This is a genomic window from Allobosea sp. NPDC003192 (assembly GCF_050275675.1).
GTDB lineage: Bacteria > Pseudomonadota > Alphaproteobacteria > Rhizobiales > Beijerinckiaceae > Allobosea.
The window spans coordinates 269290-287075 of sequence record NZ_JBNNPK010000004.1 but is presented as its reverse complement, the minus strand read 5'-3'; the positions used below and the strand labels follow the sequence as shown (position 1 = coordinate 287075).

Below are 17786 nucleotides of genomic sequence, written 5' to 3'. Positions count from 1 at the left end.
GACTGAAGGTCATGACCGAACTGCCCCAGCGCGACGCCACCTGGCGCGAGGACATCCGCCGCCGCTTCCTTGCGGTCGACACCTCCAACGTGGCCGACGTGCTCGATACGCTCGGCCTGCCGGACCAGGGGCTGGCGCCGCAATTTGCGCCCTATCCGGCCACGACCGGCCGGCTCGCCGGCTTCGCCTATACGATCCGCGGCCAGATGACGCCGTTCCCGCTCGGCGGCGACGCCGAGAAGATGAAGGCCTGCGAGGGCGTCTCGCCCGGCGAGGTCACGGTCTGGAGCGGCGATGGCGAAGGGATCTGCTATTTCGGCGAGCTGATCGCGATCGGCATGAAGGAGAAGGGCTGCGTCGGCGCGCTCGTCGACGGCGGTATCCGCGACATCCGCTGGATCGGCGAGCAGGCTTTCCCGGTCTATGCGCGCTATCGCACGCCGGTGCAGTCGATCGGCCGCTGGAAGGTCAATGCCAGCCAGGTTCCGGTGCTGATGCGCGGCGCGACCAACCGCTATGTCGAGATCAAGCCGGGCGACTTCATCCTCGCCGACGAGGACGGCGCCATCGTCATCCCAGCCGAGCGGCTCGAGGAGGTGCTGGTGGAGGCCGAGCGGCTGACCGCTGTCGAGGTCAAGATCCGGCAGGAGCTGTCGCGCGGGCTCTCGCTCGCCGACGCCCTGGCGAAGTACGGCCACGTCTGAGCGGGCGCTCGACCATGGCTGGAGGTCAGGCTGTCAAAGCCTCGCGCAGCGGGACCATGAACGCGCGCGCGAGCTGCGACAGCTCCTCGTGCAGAGGGTGCAGGATGGCGATCTCGTAGGAGATCGCCGGCCGGAACGGCCGGCGCACGACGTCGGCCGTGAACGGCGCGCTGACCACGGGATCGACGATCCCCACGCCGACGCCGGCCGCGACGAGCTCGCAGGCCGAGGAGAAGAACTCCGTCTCGGCGACCACATTCCAGCGCGCGCCATATTCCGAGAAGGCGGCGGCGAGTTTCTGGTAGACCGGATCGCCCCGGAACAGGGTGATGAAGGGTACGCCGTCAAGATCGGCAGGGGTGATCTCCTCGCGCTCGGCAAGGGGATGGCCGAGCGGCAGCATGCACTGGCACTGGTAGCTGAAGACCTCCATCTGCGCGGTCGGATAGTCGAGCGGCAGCTCGGCGATGGCGAAGTCGAAAGTCCGCGTCGACATCAGCTCCTTCACGCTCTGCGATGCCCGCGTGATGATCTTCATCTGCAGTCCGGGCCGCTCAGCGGCGAAGACCGAGAGCAGCCGCGGCAACAGGGCGATCGAGATGCTCGGATAGGCGGTGATGGCGAGATGGCCGCGCTTGCCGGCCCGGATTTCGCCCGCGACCCGCGCAGTATTCTCGACCGCTTCGAGCGCCCGGCTCGCCTCGGCATAGATCAGATGCGCCTCGGGTGTCGGCTGCAGCCGCGTGCCGCGCCGCACGAACAAGGGCACGCCGAAATCATGCTCCAGCGCCGCGATCATCGTGCTGACGCCGGGCTGCGAAATCCCCAGCAGCTCGGCGACGCGCGTCATCGTGCCGTGGATCATCAGGGCGCGGAAGCATTCGAGCTGGCGCAGGCGCATGCTGCTTCATATGATTTTCTGATAATGAAGCCAAATCAAATTATTGGATTTGCATAACGCTTGAGCGTTTCCTTGCCGGCATAGCGAATGAGCCAGCGAGGAGATCGCCATGAACAAGCAGGTCGGAGCACTCCAGCCGGCGCTCGAACTGATCCCGGCCCGCAGCGGCGTCGCAGCGAAGGTCAAGCGCGGCCAGAGCGTCCGCGTCGTCAACACCCATGGCAAGCAGGTGGTCGACACCTGGGCCTTCAGCGCCGCCGATGTCGATGAGCATCTCTCGATGGAGCACAGCCGGGCCGCCATCCTGAAGCTGATGCCGGCGGTCGGCGACACGCTGACCAGCAATCGCCGCAACCCGATGCTGACCGTGGTTGAGGACACCACCCCCGGCATCCACGACATGCTGATCGCCGCCTGCGACGAGCATCGTTATCGCCAGCTCGGCGCGCACGGTCATCACGACAGCTGCACCGACAACCTCAAGGCGGCGCTCGCCGCGCTCGGCATCGCCGTGCCGTTGACGCCGAGCCCGCTCAACCTGTTCATGAATGTGCCGGTGCGGGCCGATGGCAGCCTCGCCTTCGAGGCGCCGGTCAGCGAGCCCGGCCAGCATATCGCCCTGCGCGCCGAGATGGACCTGATCGTCGTCTTCTCGGCTTGCCCGCAGGACATGGTGCCGGTCAACGCCATGCACCCGACCGACGCACACTACCAGATCGCCTGACGGGAGGCTCATCATGCGCAAGCTGCCCTCGCTCAACGCCGTGCGTGCCTTCGAGGCGACGGCGCGCCATCTCAGCTTCACCCAGGCTGCCAACGAGCTCTGCGTCACGGTGACGGCGGTGAGCCATCAGGTCCGCCATCTCGAAGCCGTGCTCGGTCTGAAGCTGTTCGAGCGCCAGGCGCGGGCGCTCGCGCTGACCGCAACCGGCGAGACGCTGTTCCCGTTGCTGCGCGACGGTTTCGACCGGCTGGCCGGCGCCTTCGCCTTGCTCGACGATTCACGCTCCGCCGACGCCGTCACCGTCTCGACCACGCGCGCCTTTGCGGAGCGCTGGCTGATGCCCCGCCTGCCGGCCTTCCACGCGGCACACCCGGCGATCACCGTCCATATCGATGCCTCCGAAGAGGTGATGGACCTGCGCGCCGAGGGCATAGACCTTGCCATCCGCTATGGCGCGGTTCCGGCCGATCAGCGCCAGAATGTGCTGCTGGAGGACAGCTACATCGCCGTCGCCTCCGGCAGCCTTTGCCTGGCCGGTCGCAGTACGGGCATCGCCGACATGCTCAGCCGCCCCTTGATTGGCTATCGCTGGAAGAACCGGACGCTCGAGGCGCCGGACTGGCCGGCCTGGCTGGCGCAGGCATTGCCGGGAACAGCGCCTGATTTCCGCCAGTCCTGGTTCAGCGAGGAGACTCTGGCGCTGCACGCCGCCGATCGCGGCCTCGGCCCACTGCTGTGCAGCGATGTCCTGGTCGACGATGCGCTGCGTGATGGCAGCCTGGTGCGCCTCGACGGCGGCAGCCTGCCTGGCTTCGCCTTCCGCTTGGTCGAGGGGGCGACGCCGCGCAAGCGCTCGACCGTGCTGTTCCGCGACTGGCTGCGCGCCGAGGCCGCTGCCTTCCGCCGGCGCGAGGCGCCCGAACTCAGCCTGTCACGGGCTGCGTGAAATAGGGCAATTCCTCGGTCCGGACCTGGTATTTGCCGGCCGCGACCAGCCGCTCGACATGGGCGACGATCTCCTCCAGCGGCGCGAACCAGACCTTGCGCGTCGCCAGCACCTGCTCGAGCCAGCGCTCGACCACCGCCCAGCGCGCCAAACGTCCGGTCAGGAACGGGTGCCAGATCCCCATCCAGAAGCCGCCGGCCTCGTATTGCGCCTCGAACTCGGCGAAGGAGGCCGCGAGCCCCTGCTCCGGCGGCTGCACCGGCATCATGTAGCCGATCTCGGCATAGTGCGCGAAGGGCGGCCAGTCGTCCGAACCCCAATGCGGCGGCACCTCGTAGAGATATTTGCCGCCCGAACGCATCCGGTAGGGGATGTCGTCGGCCATCAGCGAGGAATCATAGGAAAAGCCGTGCTCGATCAGGAGGTCGATCGTCGCCTGCGTCGCATTGTAGACCGGTGCGCGATAGCCGCGCGGCGTGCGGCCCGTCATTCGCCGATGGATGGCAAGCGCCTTCTCGAAGGCGCGGCGCTCGGCCTCCGGCGAGATCTCGGTCGGGTCCTCATGCAGATAGCCGTGATGGCCGATCTCGTGGCCGCCGGTCAGGATCGCCTCGACGGCTTCAGGGTAGTGCTCCATCGTCCAGCCCGGGATGAAGAAGGACTGCTTCAGTCCGAGCCGGCGATAGGTCTCGAGGATGCGCGGCACGCCGACGGTCGGCCCATAGCGCCCCATGGTGATCGGGTAGAGCCGGTTCCAGCTGTTCTTCGGCCTGGCGATATGGATCAGGCTGTCGGCGTCGACGTCGAAGGTGATGGCACAGGCGCAGCGTGCGCCGTTCGGCCACGGTATCGGATTCTGGATCAAGGTGCTTTGCCTCCCCACCCTTAGGCCGCTTCGGCATGGCGGTCGGCAATGAGCTCGTCCACCAGCCCCGGCACCGCTGCATGCGCCTCGGCGATCGAGCGCTTATGCCGGGCGTCGCCGAACTCCTGATAGTCGATCGCGATCGTATGGATCGACTCGACGCCGAGATAGTGCGAGCAGGTCCGGATATGCGGGTCGAGCTGGTTCATGTCGGCGCGCACGCCGCCCGGCCCGAAGCCGAACTCGCCGCGCGAGCTCAGCACCACCAGCGTCTTGCCGCTGAGGATCGGCTCGAGCGGAAAATCGCCGCGGGCCAGGTCGAAGCTGAAGGTCTTGCCGATCCGGATGATCTTGTCGAACCAGGACTTGAGCTGCGCCGGCATGCCGTAATTGTACATCGGCGTGCCCATCACGATGACATCGGCCGCGGCGAGCTCGGCGATCAGTTCATCGGATAATGCGAGCTCCGCCTTGTGTTCTGGCGTGCGGGCCTCCTCGGGCGTGAACGCGGCCGCGACCCAGGCCTCGTTGAGGAAAGGCGGTGGATTACGTCCGACATCGCGGGCAATCACGTTCGCATCGGGCTCGCGGGCAAGCCAGGCCTCGACGAAGGCCTTGGACAGGGCACGGCTGAGCGAGCGGCCTCCGCGGGCGCTGGCGTCGAGATGAAGAAGCGTCGTCATGGCAGGTCCTCATTGAGGCGGCGGACCACCAGGCCCGTCGGTTGCAACGAAGATGGGTTGCCGCTCGTGGTCGCACCAACGAGTTTTTCTTCAGGGCCCTGAAGAGATTTTCATCACGCGTCCCGGCGACGCTAACCGCTTGTCTGGGCGCTGTTTTGTGGCTTTCCCGGCCATTCCAAGAATCTCTCAAGCCGGGTTGAGCAAATCTCACTTTCCGAGGCCGGGGCATGCTGCTGCCCTCGTGCGGGATGGGCCGAAAACGATCCGAGGGGAGCCCAATCCTCATTCCAGCACGGGAGATCAGCATGACTCTGACCAGGCGAGACATGGCCGCGGCGCTCGCGGCGAGCGTTGGCCTTACAGCGCTGCCGCGAATGGTGCGCGCCGCCGGCGGGCCGCTCAAGGTGGCGATCGCATTGCCGGGCAGCATCGCCGATGGCGGCTGGAGCCAGTCGGCCTTCGAGGTGCTGAGCCAGGCCCGCACCGAGCTGCAGGCCGAGACCGCCTATAGCGAGAAGGTGCATCAGCCGCAGCAGGTCGAGGTGCTCTCCGACTATGCCCGGCGCGGCTACAATCTGGTGATCGGCCATGGCGGCGAATTCCAGGATGCGGTCGACCGCGTCGCCGCGCGCTTCCCCAAGACGAGCTTCCTCGTCACCAACGGGCTGCGTCCGTCGGCCAATGTGGCGACGGCCGACTTCTACTTCTCGCAGCCGGCCTATCTGCTCGGCTTCCTGGCGGCGCGGATCAGCAAGACCGGCAAGGTCGGCATCATCGCGGCGCAGAAGTTCAAGTTCACCAATGACAGCGTCGCCGGTTTCGAAGCCGGCTTCCGCGCCGCCCGCAACGACGGCCAGGTCGTCACCACCTGGACCGGCGACTGGGACGATGTCGCCAAGGGCAAGGAAGCCGCCGTCAACCAGCTCGCCCAGGGCGTCGACATCGTCTGGCCGACCATGGACAGCGCCACCGCCGGCAGTCTGCAGGCGGTGCGCGAGAAGGGCGCGATGGCCTTCGGGCTCTATTACGACGCCATCACCAAATGGCCTGACATCACGCTGCAATCGGCCATTCTCGATGTGCGCGGCCTGCTCTTCGACATGCTGGCCAAAGCCAAGGCCGAAGGCCTCGCCGGCCGAAACTACAAGTTCGACATCACCATGCCGCAGGCTGTCCGCCTCGGCAGCTTCGGGCCGAAGGTCCCGCCCGAGACCGTCGCCGAGATCACGGCGCTGATCGAGCGGATGAAGTCCGGCCAGCTCGCTGTCCAACCCGTCTGAACCAAAAGCCAGCTTGAGGCCGGGCGCGCCGCAAGAGCGGGCCGGCCTGCGCGGGAGGATCGCATGGCTGTACCCCAGCACGACTATCTCGTCGTTGACGGCGTTTCGAAGGCGTTCGGGCGCTTCCGGGCGCTGGACGGTGTCGACCTCGCGGTCGCCAAGGCCAGCATCCATGCTGTGCTCGGCGAGAACGGCGCCGGCAAGACCAGCCTGATGAACGTGCTCTACGGCCTCTATCGGCCGGATGAGGGCGAGATCCGCATCGCCGGGCAGCCCATCACCCTCCATTCACCGGCCGATGCGATCCGCCACCGCATCGGCATGATCCACCAGCATTTCCATCTCGCCGAGGCGCTGAGCGTCACCGAGAATATCGTCCTCGGCCTCGGCCGGCCGCTGGCGCGGCTGCGGCTGGCCGAGCACGCGACGCGCATTGCCGAGATGAGCCGGCAGATCGGCTTCGAGGTCGATCCCACCGCCGAAATCTGGCGCCTGCCGATGGGAATGCGCCAACGCGTCGAGATCCTGAAGGCGCTTTATCGCGGCGCCGACATCCTCGTCCTCGACGAGCCGACCTCGGTGCTGGCGCCGAGCGAGATCGACGGCTTCCTCGCCAGCCTGCGGCGCCTGCGCGCCGACGGCACGACCATCCTCTTCGTCACCCACAAGCTTGAGGAGGTGATGGCGGTTGCCGACGAGGCTTCGGTGATGCGCGCCGGCAAGGTCGTTGCGCGCAGCCGGATAGCGGAGACCTCGCCGCGGGAATTGTCGCACCTGATGATCGGACGCGAGCTCTCGGTCGAGCCGGCCACCCGCAGCACAAGCCCGGGCGCGAACCGCCTGGCGCTGCGTGATCTCGTCGCCGACAATGATCGCGGTGCCCGGGCACTGGACCGGTTCTCGCTCACCGTTCGCGCCGGCGAGGTGGTCGGCCTCGTCGGCATCGACGGCAACGGCCAGCGCGAGCTCGCCGAGGCGATCACCGGGCTGCGGCCGCTGATCTCTGGCGAGATGACGGCCGACGGCCGCGATCTTCGTCCGCTCGATGTCCGCGACCGCCAGCGCGAGGCCAGGATCGGCTTCGTGCCCGAGGATCGTCACGGCACCGGCCTTGTGCTCGACCATTCGGTCGAGACCAATCTCGTCTTGCGCTCCTTCGATCTGCCGCCCGTTTCGCGGCGCGGCCTGCTCGACCGCGCGACGATAGCAGCGACCGGCAAGCGGCTGGCGACCGAATACGACATCCGCCTGCGCTCGCAGCGGCAGCCGGCGCGGGACCTCTCCGGCGGCAACCAGCAGAAGATCATCCTGGCGCGGGAGATCGAGGCGGCGCCGCGCATCCTCGTCATCGCCCAGGCGACCAAGGGGCTTGATCTCGGCGCCATCGCCTTCGTCCAGCGCCAGATCCTGGCGCAGCGCGAGAAAGGCGTCGCCATCCTCTACATCTCGACCGAATTGGAGCATGTCATGGAGGTCGCCGACCGTATCGGCGTGATCTGCGCCGGCCGCATCACCGGCGAATTGACGCCACAGGAAGTCAGCGCCGAGCGCGTCGGGCTGCTGATCGCCGGCATCGCTGCGGAGCACGCGGCATGAGCACGCTTCTCGATATCGCCATCCGCCTGCGCAGCCTCTGGGCGACGCTCATCGCATTGCTGCTCGGTGCCATGCTGATCGGGCTTGCCGGACACGACCCGCTCACCGCCTATGCAGTCCTCTTCCGCGAGGGCTTCGCCGACTATTGGGGCTTCGCGAACACTCTGGTGAAGGCCAGCCCGATCGTGCTCGCGGCGCTTGCCGTCTGCCTGCCTTACCGGGCCGGGCTCTACAACATCGGCGGTGAAGGCCAGATCTATGTCGGCGGCCTCTGCGCAACGCTGGTCGGCTTGAGCCTGCCGGACTGCCCGCCCTGGCTCGGCATCCCCCTCGTCCTGGCGAGCGCCATGATCGGCGGGGCGGCCTGGGCCGCGATCGCCGGCGCACTGAAGGCCTATCGCGGCGTCAACGAAGTCATCGTCACCCTGCTGCTCAATTTCGTCGCCATCCACATCGTCAGCTATGCGGTCGGTGGCCCGCTGCTGGCGGAAGGCGCGCCCTATCCGTTCTCCGAGCAGCTGCCGGCGAACCTGCATTTGCCGATGCTGCTGCCGCAGACCGACGCCCATCTCGGCGCGCTCTTCGGCCTGTTGTTCGCACTCGCCCTGCATGTTCATTTCAGCCGGACCAGTCATGGTCTCGCGCTCGACGTGATCGGCCGCAACCCGCAGGCCGCGCGCTATGCCGGCATCGCTGTCGAGCGCCAGATCGTCGTTGCCATGGCGCTCGGCGGCGGCCTCGCCGGCCTCGCCGGGGGGCTCGAGATCGTCGGCCTGAAATACCGGCTCTTCCATCTGTTCAGCGCCGGCTATGGCTTCGACGGTATCGTCGTCGCCTTCATGGCTGGTGCCCAGCCGCTGCTGGTGCCGCTTGCCGGGTTGCTGATCGCGGCGTTGAAGGCAGGTTCCGGAAGCATGCAACGCGCCATCGGCCTCGATGGCAGCATCGTCGAGGCGATCCTCGGCCTGGTCGTCATGACCGTCGCTGCGGGCCTCGCCTGGAAGCCTTCGCCAGCGTCGCTGCTCGCCTTCCTCCGGTCGAAGCCGGCATCGGGCGAGCCGATCAACTTCAGCACGCAGAAGGCCACGCCATGACCGATCTCGCTTTCGACGCCGCCTTCTTCGCAGCCTTGCTGGCTGCCTCCGTCCGCCTCGCCATGCCGATCGCCTTCGCCGCACTGGGCGGGGTCATCGCCGAGCGCAGCGGCGTCTACAATATCGCACTGGAAGGGCTGATCCTGACCGGCGCGCTGGCCGCTGCCGCCGGTGTCCATGCGACGGGGATGCCGCTCGTCGGCCTCGTCGCCGGGATTGGCGCCGGTGCGGTCGGCGGTCTCCTCGTCGCCCTGTTGACCGTGACCTTCCGGGTCAACCAGCTCGTCGCCGGCATCGCCGTCAACATCTTCTGCGCCGGGCTGACGGCCTTCCTCGCGCGGGCCGTCTTCGGGCTCACCACCAGCACGCAGGTGCCGGGCTTTCCTGCACTCGATCTCGGCCCGCTGTCGAAGCTGCCCGTCATCGGGCCAGCCTTGTTCGCGCACGACGCGCTGACCTATGCCTTCGTCGCGCTCTGCCTATTCGTTACCGCGCTGCTCTTCCTGACGCCCTGGGGGCTCGCCTTGCGGGCGGCGGGTGAGAATCCGCGTGCTGCCGACAGCGCCGGCCTGCCTGTGACGAAGATCCGCTATCTGGCGCTGATCATCTCCGGCGTGCTGGCGGCGCTCGGCGGTTGCCATCTCGTGCTGACGCAGGTCCACATCTTCTCGGACGGGATGAGTGCGGGCAAGGGCTTCCTTGCGCTCGCCGCGATCATCCTCGGCCGCTGGCATCCGGTGGGCGTCGCGCTGGCCGCGCTGTTCTTCGGCCTCTGCGACGCACTGCAGTTCCGACTGCAATTCGCCATTCCCGGCGTGCCCTACCAGATCTTCCAGATCCTGCCTTACCTTATCTCGATCATAGCGCTCGCCTGGACGGTCGGCCGCTCGCGCCAGCCGGCGGCGGCGGGCCTGATCTATCTCCGTGAGCAACGGTAAGGCACTGGCCGATTGCCAGGAAGCGGACGTTCAATCGAGAGCGCCGGAACCGGCCATGTCCGCCTTCTCTGAGGCTGGGCCTGTGCATCAGTTTAAGGACGACGGCGGCTTACTCTGCCGCTGCCACTCCCGTTCTCGCCCCGCTCTGCGTGCTCGGAATCCTCTCCAGCAGGGAGGCGACCGCACAGGGGATCGGAGAGATCACGGAGGTGGAGAACCGTGCTTCCAGAGCCCCGGCCGCCTCGCCGAGCGGCCCGCCGCCGATGATGACAGCCTCCGCCCCGTGCGCGATGCAGGCCTGAACCATCTCGCCGAGGGCTTCCGTCAACGCCGCCTTGTCATCGGTCAAGGCGGCCGGATCCCCTGTGGTACAGCGAATCCCGGTCAGCAATTCCGCGAGACCGAGCGCGCTCGCGCGCGCCGCGATGGCGTCGACCAATCGCGGCGTCGTGGTCGCGACGCCGAAGCGTCGCCCTCCCTGCGACGCCATCCGCATTGACGCCTCGCAAATACCGGCGACCGGGATGTCGACCTGCCGCCGTAGAGCCTCCAGCCCCGGATCGCCGAAGGCGCTGACGATGATGCCGACGCAATCGGGAGCGTGCCGCAGGCCGATCTCGACGACCTCCTCTGCCGAGGCGAGCAGATCCTCCTCGGTGACGATCATGGCCGGGCTGCGCTTGGCCGTGGCGACTGCCACGGCCAATGCGTCCGCCGCCGCCCGCTGCGCGATGGCTTGCATCATCGCGCTGGTCGCCTGCGAGCTGTTCGGATTGATCAACAGGATATGCCGGTTCACGCCCTCATCGCCTTTGCTGGTTCGGAGAGGCGCTCGGTCGACGCGACATCGGCCTCGGCCGGCTGGGTGATGTCCTCCATCGAGCGACCATAGGTCTCCGGCCCCATCTGGATGCAGATCACGAACACCGCATACATCGCCGCGGCCAGCGCGAAAACGCCGACCATGCCATATCTGTCGAACAGCATGCCCGAGATCGTCGGCACGAACGAGCCTGCCGCCGAACCGGTCGCGAGGATGAAGGCCACGCCGAAGGCGCGGATGCGCGTCGGGAACAGTTCGGGGGCATAGATCCAGATCGAGGTGTTGAGCAGCAGCACGAAGAACTGGAAGATCGCGCCGAACAGCAGCACCATGTAGATGTTGGTGCCGAGATAGGCGATCGAGATGGCAGCCACGCAGGCCAGCGCCGCACCGACAGTGAGAACCAGCTTCCGCGGCAGGTAGTAGCCGAAGGTGGAGGCCGCGATCGCGCCGAGCACGCTGCCGCTCTGGATGATCATGCTGTAGAGCAGGCTGCCCTGCAGCGTATAGCCCATCGAGACGAAGATCACCGGCATCAGCGTCAGCACGGAAAGCTGCGCGCCGTAGCTCATCAGGATCGCGATCGAGACCGGGATGATGCGACCGATGAAGGGCTTGCGGAACAGCTCGGTCCAGTCGCTTTTCGCCACCGGCGGCAATTGCGCGAGATCGCCGGAGAGATAGGGCTGCACTGTCAGATTGCGCGGGCGCAACGTGCCCGAAGCGAGGATGGAGAGGACCTTGTTGGCCTCGTCGATCCGGTTCCGGGAGGCCAGGAAACGCGGGGTCTCCGGCACGAAGCGCCGATAGAACACGGCGAGCAGGGCCGGCAGGGCGAGCGCCGCGAAGAGCCAGCGCCAGCTGTTCTCGCCCGGGAAGAGCGTGAAGATCAGCAGGCCGAAGGCCGGAGCGAGGAAATTACCGAAGCCGCCGGCGCCGACATTGACGAGGCCGGCCGCCGTGCCGCGGAACTTCGCCGAGCAGAATTCGGACAGCATCGTCACCGCGGTCGAGATCTCGCCGCCGACACCGAAGCCGACGATGGCGCGTGCGACGCAGAGCGAGGCGAAGTTCGGTGCGAGCGCGCACAGGCCGGAGCCGACCGAAAACAGCAGAAGGTTGAAGGTCAGCATCACGCGGCGGCCGTAGCGATCGCCCAGGATGCCCGACATGAGCCGGCCTATGGCGGCGCTGGCGAAGGTGATTGTGTTGAGGAAGCCGATATCGGCACCCGTCAGGCCCCAATGCTGCCGCAGCAGCGGGCCCGAGACGCCGATGGTGTTCTGCTCGAAGCTGTCGAACAGGCAGCCGATCAACACGAGCGCCAGGATCTGCTTGTGAGCGCCCGTCACACCGATCTTGTTGAGGGCGGAATCCAATTGTCTGCTTGTTGGCGTCGCTGCGCCGGATGGCTGCGAAATCTCCATTGCCATGATCGTTCCCCTGGTTGTTCGTGGTTGCCCGCGCAATGCCTCCCGCTGTTCTTTGGCTGGTGCGAAGCTGCGCTGTCTGCTGATGCCCTGGAAGAGGCCGTCTCCTTCTGCGCGCCCAAAAGCAGCTCGTCTCCTTCGAGCTGGAATTGAAACTGTATGTTCACGTAAGTATGAATGAAACTGCGATTTCAGAAAAGATCATAAATGCGTTATCGCCGCGGCTTCGTGCGGCGGGCCTGTCGGGGTGCTCACGAGGGGCGAAAGCGCTCCGGCCGCGACGGCCCGGACGACGTCAGAGTTCGTCGAGCGCGTCGTTCAACGTCTCGATGTTGCGCAGGCGCGTGCGGCCCCTAGCACCGGCGATCTCGATGCAGCGCATGATCAGGAGATGGCAGAGCGCCATCACCGCCGTGTGATTGAACAGTGGCCCGGGCGCCAGGGTCTGGCAGCGGAAATGCCATTGGCTGCGCGTCTCGTAATCGACGTTCTCATCCGTGATGAAAAGCAGGCGCGCCCCCGATCTGGCGATCTGGTCGAGCAGCATATCGGTCTGGGAGACGCGCCGGCGCAATCCGAAGAAGATCACGACGTCGTCCGGGGAGAGGCTGACCAGGTGCTCGCCGAAGGTCTGGCCGCTGCCGGGTATGGCGACGATGTTCTCGATGACCTGGGTCAACTGCCATTGCAGATAGGTCGCGAAGGCGAAGCTCGCCCGAAAGCCGATCACCCAGACCTTCCGCGCAGCGAGGATCGCCTCGGCCGCGGTCCCGATCTGGGACTCGCCGATCGTGCGGAAGGTTTCTTCGATATTGGCGATGCCCTGGGCGAGATTGGCGGCGACCGATTGCTCGCCCGTCGTATCGGCCGTGGTGAGGAACAGGCGGGAGCCGCTTTGCCGGTCGAGGCGGGCGTGCCGGCGGGCTTCCTCGTAGCTCTCGTAGCCTAGGCGTTGGATGAAGCGAGAGACCGTCGCCTTCGAGACATGGGCCAAAACTGCCAGTTCCTGCGCCGAGTAAGTCGCGACCTCGCTCGGAAAGTCGCAAATGAAATCGCCGAGACGTCGCTCGGCCGGGGAGAGATCGGGCAGAATGCTGCGGACGCGGCTCAGAAACGACGTTTCCTTGGAGTTCATTACCGGGACCGCAGGAACAGAGGTCATGCAACCTCTTCCGTCATGGCCCGCTTTGCAAGCTGCTTCCCAGCATCGGTTCGTGCGGACGCCGCGCATCCGCAAGAACCTGCGAACCAAAAGGATTCATTCGACAAACGAGGCCCTGCCAGTGTCTGACCGTCATTCCGGTCCGAGGTGGCTCGCCCCGATGCCGCTGACAAAGAGTCCGATCGTCTCTCGGGCGATATGATCGACCGAGAGCGGCCCGGCGGGATCGTGCCAGCGGGCGATCCAGCTCAGTGCGCCGGCCGCGGCGAAGGCGAGCAGCTTGGGGTCGCAGGCGCGGATCGAGCCGTCGGCGATCCCGGCTTCGATCAGCCCGCGGAAGCGCTTGTCGATCTTGCCCTTGAGGGCGCGCAGATCCTTGCGCGTCTCGGCGGGAAGGGGGTCTTCGCCGACGAGGATCAGGCAGCGCCCGAAATCCTCGGTGACGATATGGGCGTATTCGGTCCAGAGCACGATCAGCCGCTCGAGCCCGCTGCCGCCGCTGCGCCGGGCTTCGGCCGAGGCGGCGGCGGCATCGAGACGCTCCAGCCCGATCCGCACGCATTCGAACAGGATCTCGTCCTTGCTGCGGACATAGTGGTAGATCGTCGGCTTGGTGACGTTCAGCCGCTCGGCGACATCGTCGAGCGAGGTGCGGTGGAAGCCCTGCTCGGCGAAGGCCTGCGCCGCGACGCGCAGCACGGCCTCGCGCTTGAGGGCGCGCTCATGTTCGCGCTGCGCCGGCGTCTTCCAGAGGGCTGTCGCCATGTCTGCCTCAGATCCGCTCGATCGCGAGCGCGATGCCCTGGCCGCCACCGATGCACATCGTCACCAGCCCGTAGCGGCCGCCGCTGCGCTTGAGCTCATAGGCCGCCTTCAGGGTGATGATCGCGCCGGTCGCGCCGACCGGATGGCCGAGTGCGATGGCGCCGCCATTGGGATTGACCTTGGCCGGATCGAAGCCGAGTTCCTTGGCGACGGCGCAGGCCTGCGCGGCGAAGGCCTCGTTCGACTCGATCACGTCGAAATCCCCGAGCGAGAGCCCGGTGCGCTTGAGTAAAGCCTGCACCGCCGGCACAGGTCCGATGCCCATCACGCCGGGCGCGACGCCGGCATGGGCGTAGCCGACGATGCGGGCGAGCACCGGCTTGCCTTCGCGGCCGGCGCGGCCTTCTTCCATCAGCACCATGGCGGCGGCGCCGTCATTGATGCCCGAGGCGTTGCCGGGTGTGACCGTGCCGTCCTTCTTGAAGGTCGGACGCAGGCCCTTCAGCGTCTCCGTCGTCGTGCCGGGCTTGGGATGCTCGTCGGTGTCGAAGCTGGTCGTGTCCCGGCCCTTGCGCACCTCGACGGGCAGGATTTGCTCCTTGAAGCGGCCATCAGCGATCGCCTCGGCGGCGCGGCGCTGGCTCTCGGCGGCGAAGGCGTCCTGCGCCTCGCGATCGATGCCGTAGCGCTCGGCGACGTTCTCGGCGGTGATGCCCATGATGCCGTTGCCGAACGGGTCGGTCAGGATGCCGGTGAGGTGGTCGGATGCGACGGTGTCGCCCATGCGCTGGCCGAAGCGGGCGGTTGAGAGCAGGTGTGGCGCGCGGCTCATCGTCTCCGCCCCGCCGGCGACGGCAGTATCGCAATCGCCGAGCATGATCGCCTGTGCCGCGGAAACGATCGCCTGCACGCCGGAGCCGCAGAGCCGGTTCAGCGTCAGCGCCGGCACCTCGACCGGGATGCCGGCATCGATCGCCGCGATGCGGGCGAGATAGGCGTCCTTGGATTCGGTCAGGATGACATTGCCGAACACGACATGGCCGACCTCGGCGGCCGGCAGCTCGGACCGGCGCAGCGCCTCGCCGACGCAAGCTGCGCCGAGCTGCGTCGGGGCATGGCCGGAGAGCGCTCCGCCGAAGGTTCCGATCGCGGTGCGCACGCCCGCGGTGATGACGACATGACGGCTCATTGCGCTCTCCTTCAAGCTGGTTCAGCCTGCCGCTCGGGCTTGTACAACCCTTCGATCTCGGCGGCGTATTTCTTCGTGATGCTGGCGCGGCGCACCTTCATCGTCGCGGTGACCTCGTCATCGTCATGGTCGAGCTCCTTGACGAGGAGGTGGAAGCGCTTGAGCTGGGCCACCGGCGCGAGCTGGCTGTTGGCCTGCTCGATCTCCGCAGCGATCAGTTCGCGCACGCGTTCATGCTCGGCCAGGCTGCGGAAATGAGTGAAGGGGAGGCGGTTCTCCTCGGCCCATTTGCCAACGGTCTCGGCGTCGATCTGGATCAGGGCGGAGGGATAGCGGCGTCCGTCGGCGACGACGATGCACTCCTTGATGAAGGCGCTGCCCTTCACCGTGTTCTCGATCTCCGAGGGGCTCAGATTCTTGCCGCCGGCGGTGATCATGATGTCCTTCAGGCGATCGACGATGCGGACCTGGCCGCTTTCGATCACGGCGACGTCGCCGGTATGGAGCCAGCCTTCGCGCAGCACGCTTTCTGTCGCCTCGGGATTGCGGAAATAGCCCTCGAAGACGATGTCGCCGCGGATCAGCAACTCACCCTGATCGCCGAGCTTGGCCTCAGCTCCCGCCACCGCTTCGCCGACCGAGCCGGGGAGCAGGTGTTCCAGGCGCTGGCCGACTGACATGCCCGACGTCTCGGTCAGCCCGTAGACCTCGACCAGCGGCACGCCGAGCGTGCGGAAGAACTGCACGATGCGCGGCGGGATCGGCGCCGCGCCGGTCAGCGCGATCCTCGCCTTGCGCAGGCCGATGAAGTTCTGCAGCGGGCGGAAGATGACCAGGTGATAGAACAGCGCCAGCACCTTTTCGCGTAGGCTGCGCGTCGTCTTCGGCTTGGTGGCGAAGGGCTCGCAAGCGGCAAGCCCCGCCTCGAACAGGCGCCGGCGCCAGCCGCCGGCCTCCATCAGCTTGATATGGATCGAGGCGTGCAATTTCTCCCAGATGCGGGGCACGCCGAGGAAGAGCGTCGGCGCGATCTCGCGCAGATCCTCCTGCACGGTGCGGATCGACTCGCCGAAGGAGACGCAGGAGCCCGAATAGATCGGCGCCATCGTGCTCAGCATCTGCTCGGCGACATGGCAGAGCGGCAGATAGGACAGGTTGGTCGTTGAGGCGTCATAGCCGAGCCGCTCGACGACGCCGGCCGCCTGGGCGCGCATGTTGCGGTAGCTCAGCATCGCGCCCTTGGGCTTGCCGGTCGAGCCGGAGGTGTAGACCATCAGGCCGATATCGGCAGGGGTCTGCGCCGCGAGGCAGGCCTCGACAAGACCGGGATGCGCCGTCTCATGCTCGGCGCCGAGCCGCAGCACTTCGGCGAAGGCGATGACCAGTCCGGAGGCATAGCCGCGCAGGCCCTTGGGATCGATCACCACGATCCGCTTCAGCCGTGGCAGTTCCTCCAGCCGCTCCAGCACCTTGTCGGTCTGCTCCTGGTCCTCGCAGACCACGATCTCGACTTCGGCATGGCCCAGCACATAGGCGACCTCATTGGCCGGGCTGGTCGCATAGACGCCGATCGCGACCGCGTTGACCATGCCGGCGCCGAGCTGGGCGACCACCCATTCGGCCCGGTTCTCGGAGAGGATGCCGACATGCCCGCCTTCGCCCAAGCCGAGCGCGCGCAGGCCGAGGCCGAAATGACGGGAGCGACGGTCGTATTGCGCCCAGCTGATCGGCAGCCAGATGCCGAAATCCTTCTGCCTGAGCGCGATGCGCTCCGGCATGGTCCGGGCGTTCTCGCGCAGCATCTGCGGCAAAGTGAGGTTCGGAAGCTCGCGCATCGCTGCCATCCCCTACGAAAGCCAGCGCTTGCGGCGCTTGTAGTGCTTGATGTCGCGATAGCTGCGCTCAGCTCCCGCACCGCCGAGGCCGAGATAGAATTCGCGAACGTCCTGGTCGCGCATCAGCTTCTCGACCGGACCGTCGATCACGACCTTGCCCATTTCGAGGATGTAGCCGTAGTTCGCGACCGCGAAGGCGACAGCGGCGTTCTGCTCGACCAGCAGCATCGAGACCTTCTGCTCGGCGTTGATGCGGGCGATAATCGCGAAGATCTCCTCGACCAGCTTGGGCGCGAGGCCGAGCGAAGGTTCGTCGAGCAGGATCAGCGAGGGCCTGGCGATCAGGGCTCGGCCGATTGCCAACATCTGCTGCTCGCCGCCGGAGAGATAGCCGGCGAGCCCCTTCCGGCGCTCGTGGAGCCGCGGGAAGTAGCTGTAGACCAGGTCGAAATCGGCTGCGGGCAGCTTGCGCCCGGTCAGCGCGAAGGTCGCGGCGGTGAGGTTCTCCTCGACAGAAAGGTCCTCGAAGATCCGCCGCCCCTCCATGACGTGGAAAAGGCCGCGCCGGACGAGCCCGTGGGGGGTGAGCGCGGCGATGTCGTCACCACGGAAGCGGATGGCGCCGGCGGTGACGTCGCCATCCTCGAGCGAGAGCAGGTTCGACACCGCTTTCAGCAGCGTCGACTTGCCGGCGCCGTTCGAGCCGAGAAGGGCGACGATCTCGCCCTCCGGCACTTGCAGCGACAGCCCGCGCAGCACCTGCACGGTCCGGTTATAGACCACCTCGACATTGTTGACGTCGAGCACCGCGGAACCGGCCATGACCTCTAGCCCTTCATCCGGCAGTTGCC

17 protein-coding genes are annotated in these 17786 nt (G+C 66.8%); 7 read left to right on the top strand and 10 right to left on the bottom strand.

Annotated elements, in window-relative coordinates; genetic code table 11:
- Nucleotides 1-11: 11 nt before the first annotated feature.
- Complete coding sequence (locus ACQKLX_RS08250; RefSeq protein WP_427361088.1) at nt 12-704, top strand: RraA family protein; 693 nt, start codon at nt 12-14, stop codon at nt 702-704.
- A gap of 25 nt (nt 705-729) precedes the next feature.
- Here the strand turns inward: ACQKLX_RS08250 and ACQKLX_RS08245 are convergent, their stop codons facing one another.
- A complete protein-coding gene (locus ACQKLX_RS08245; RefSeq protein ID WP_427361087.1) occupies nt 730-1605 on the bottom strand; it encodes a LysR substrate-binding domain-containing protein in 876 nt (291 codons plus the stop codon).
- 109 nt (nt 1606-1714) lie between these two features.
- On the opposite strand from ACQKLX_RS08245, the gene ACQKLX_RS08240 reads away from it, so the two are divergent.
- Together ACQKLX_RS08240 and ACQKLX_RS08235 are read left to right on the top strand one after the other, a co-directional pair.
- Complete coding sequence (locus tag ACQKLX_RS08240) at nt 1715-2329, top strand: DUF1989 domain-containing protein (RefSeq protein WP_427361086.1); 615 nt, start codon at nt 1715-1717, stop codon at nt 2327-2329.
- A gap of 13 nt (nt 2330-2342) precedes the next feature.
- Complete coding sequence (locus tag ACQKLX_RS08235) at nt 2343-3275, top strand: LysR substrate-binding domain-containing protein (RefSeq protein ID WP_427361085.1); 933 nt, start codon at nt 2343-2345, stop codon at nt 3273-3275.
- On the opposite strand, the gene ACQKLX_RS08230 is transcribed toward ACQKLX_RS08235, so the two are convergent.
- Both ACQKLX_RS08230 and ACQKLX_RS08225 read right to left on the bottom strand, forming a co-directional pair.
- Nucleotides 3253-4140 carry a polysaccharide deacetylase family protein gene (locus ACQKLX_RS08230; RefSeq protein WP_427361084.1) on the bottom strand — a complete coding sequence of 296 codons (888 nt, stop codon included), beginning with the start codon at nt 4138-4140 and terminating at the stop codon, nt 3253-3255. The genes ACQKLX_RS08235 and ACQKLX_RS08230 overlap by 23 nt on opposite strands.
- 20 nt (nt 4141-4160) lie before the next feature.
- Nucleotides 4161-4823: an FMN-dependent NADH-azoreductase gene (locus ACQKLX_RS08225; protein ID WP_427361083.1), complete on the bottom strand. Its 663-nt coding sequence runs from the start codon at nt 4821-4823 to the stop codon at nt 4161-4163.
- A 305-nt stretch (nt 4824-5128) separates the two neighbouring features.
- Between ACQKLX_RS08225 and ACQKLX_RS08220 the strand changes: the two genes are divergently transcribed.
- The 4 genes from ACQKLX_RS08220 (at nt 5129) to ACQKLX_RS08205 (ending at nt 9731) form a co-directional block, all read left to right on the top strand.
- Nucleotides 5129-6103 carry a BMP family protein gene (locus ACQKLX_RS08220; RefSeq protein WP_427361082.1) on the top strand — a complete coding sequence of 325 codons (975 nt, stop codon included), beginning with the start codon at nt 5129-5131 and terminating at the stop codon, nt 6101-6103.
- A gap of 63 nt (nt 6104-6166) precedes the next feature.
- Complete coding sequence (locus tag ACQKLX_RS08215) at nt 6167-7699, top strand: ABC transporter ATP-binding protein (RefSeq protein ID WP_427361081.1); 1533 nt, start codon at nt 6167-6169, stop codon at nt 7697-7699.
- Entirely contained in the window at nt 7696-8793 is a 1098-nt protein-coding gene (locus ACQKLX_RS08210; RefSeq protein ID WP_427361080.1) for an ABC transporter permease, read from the top strand. The genes ACQKLX_RS08215 and ACQKLX_RS08210 overlap by 4 nt, the downstream gene beginning before the upstream one ends.
- Nucleotides 8790-9731: an ABC transporter permease gene (locus tag ACQKLX_RS08205; protein WP_427361079.1), complete on the top strand. Its 942-nt coding sequence runs from the start codon at nt 8790-8792 to the stop codon at nt 9729-9731. The genes ACQKLX_RS08210 and ACQKLX_RS08205 overlap by 4 nt, the downstream gene beginning before the upstream one ends.
- A gap of 109 nt (nt 9732-9840) precedes the next feature.
- Here the strand turns inward: ACQKLX_RS08205 and ACQKLX_RS08200 are convergent, their stop codons facing one another.
- From ACQKLX_RS08200 to ACQKLX_RS08170, 7 genes are all read right to left on the bottom strand, one after another.
- Nucleotides 9841-10530, bottom strand: coding sequence for an aspartate/glutamate racemase family protein (locus tag ACQKLX_RS08200; RefSeq protein ID WP_427361078.1), 690 nt, complete (start codon nt 10528-10530; stop codon nt 9841-9843).
- Nucleotides 10527-11987 carry an MFS transporter gene (locus ACQKLX_RS08195; RefSeq protein WP_427361077.1) on the bottom strand — a complete coding sequence of 487 codons (1461 nt, stop codon included), beginning with the start codon at nt 11985-11987 and terminating at the stop codon, nt 10527-10529. The genes ACQKLX_RS08200 and ACQKLX_RS08195 overlap by 4 nt, the downstream gene beginning before the upstream one ends.
- 292 nt (nt 11988-12279) lie before the next feature.
- Nucleotides 12280-13119 carry a MurR/RpiR family transcriptional regulator gene (locus ACQKLX_RS08190; protein WP_427361137.1) on the bottom strand — a complete coding sequence of 280 codons (840 nt, stop codon included), beginning with the start codon at nt 13117-13119 and terminating at the stop codon, nt 12280-12282.
- A gap of 159 nt (nt 13120-13278) precedes the next feature.
- Nucleotides 13279-13911: a TetR/AcrR family transcriptional regulator gene (locus ACQKLX_RS08185; RefSeq protein ID WP_427361076.1), complete on the bottom strand. Its 633-nt coding sequence runs from the start codon at nt 13909-13911 to the stop codon at nt 13279-13281.
- Nucleotides 13912-13918: 7 nt separating this feature from the next.
- Nucleotides 13919-15100 carry a beta-ketothiolase BktB gene (gene bktB, locus ACQKLX_RS08180; RefSeq protein WP_427361075.1) on the bottom strand — a complete coding sequence of 394 codons (1182 nt, stop codon included), beginning with the start codon at nt 15098-15100 and terminating at the stop codon, nt 13919-13921.
- An 11-nt stretch (nt 15101-15111) separates the two neighbouring features.
- Nucleotides 15112-16935 carry an AMP-dependent synthetase/ligase gene (locus ACQKLX_RS08175; protein ID WP_427361074.1) on the bottom strand — a complete coding sequence of 608 codons (1824 nt, stop codon included), beginning with the start codon at nt 16933-16935 and terminating at the stop codon, nt 15112-15114.
- A 12-nt stretch (nt 16936-16947) separates the two neighbouring features.
- Nucleotides 16948-17757, bottom strand: a complete 810-nt coding sequence (locus ACQKLX_RS08170; RefSeq protein ID WP_427361073.1) for an ABC transporter ATP-binding protein — start codon at nt 17755-17757, stop codon at nt 16948-16950.
- Nucleotides 17758-17786 lie beyond the last annotated feature (29 nt).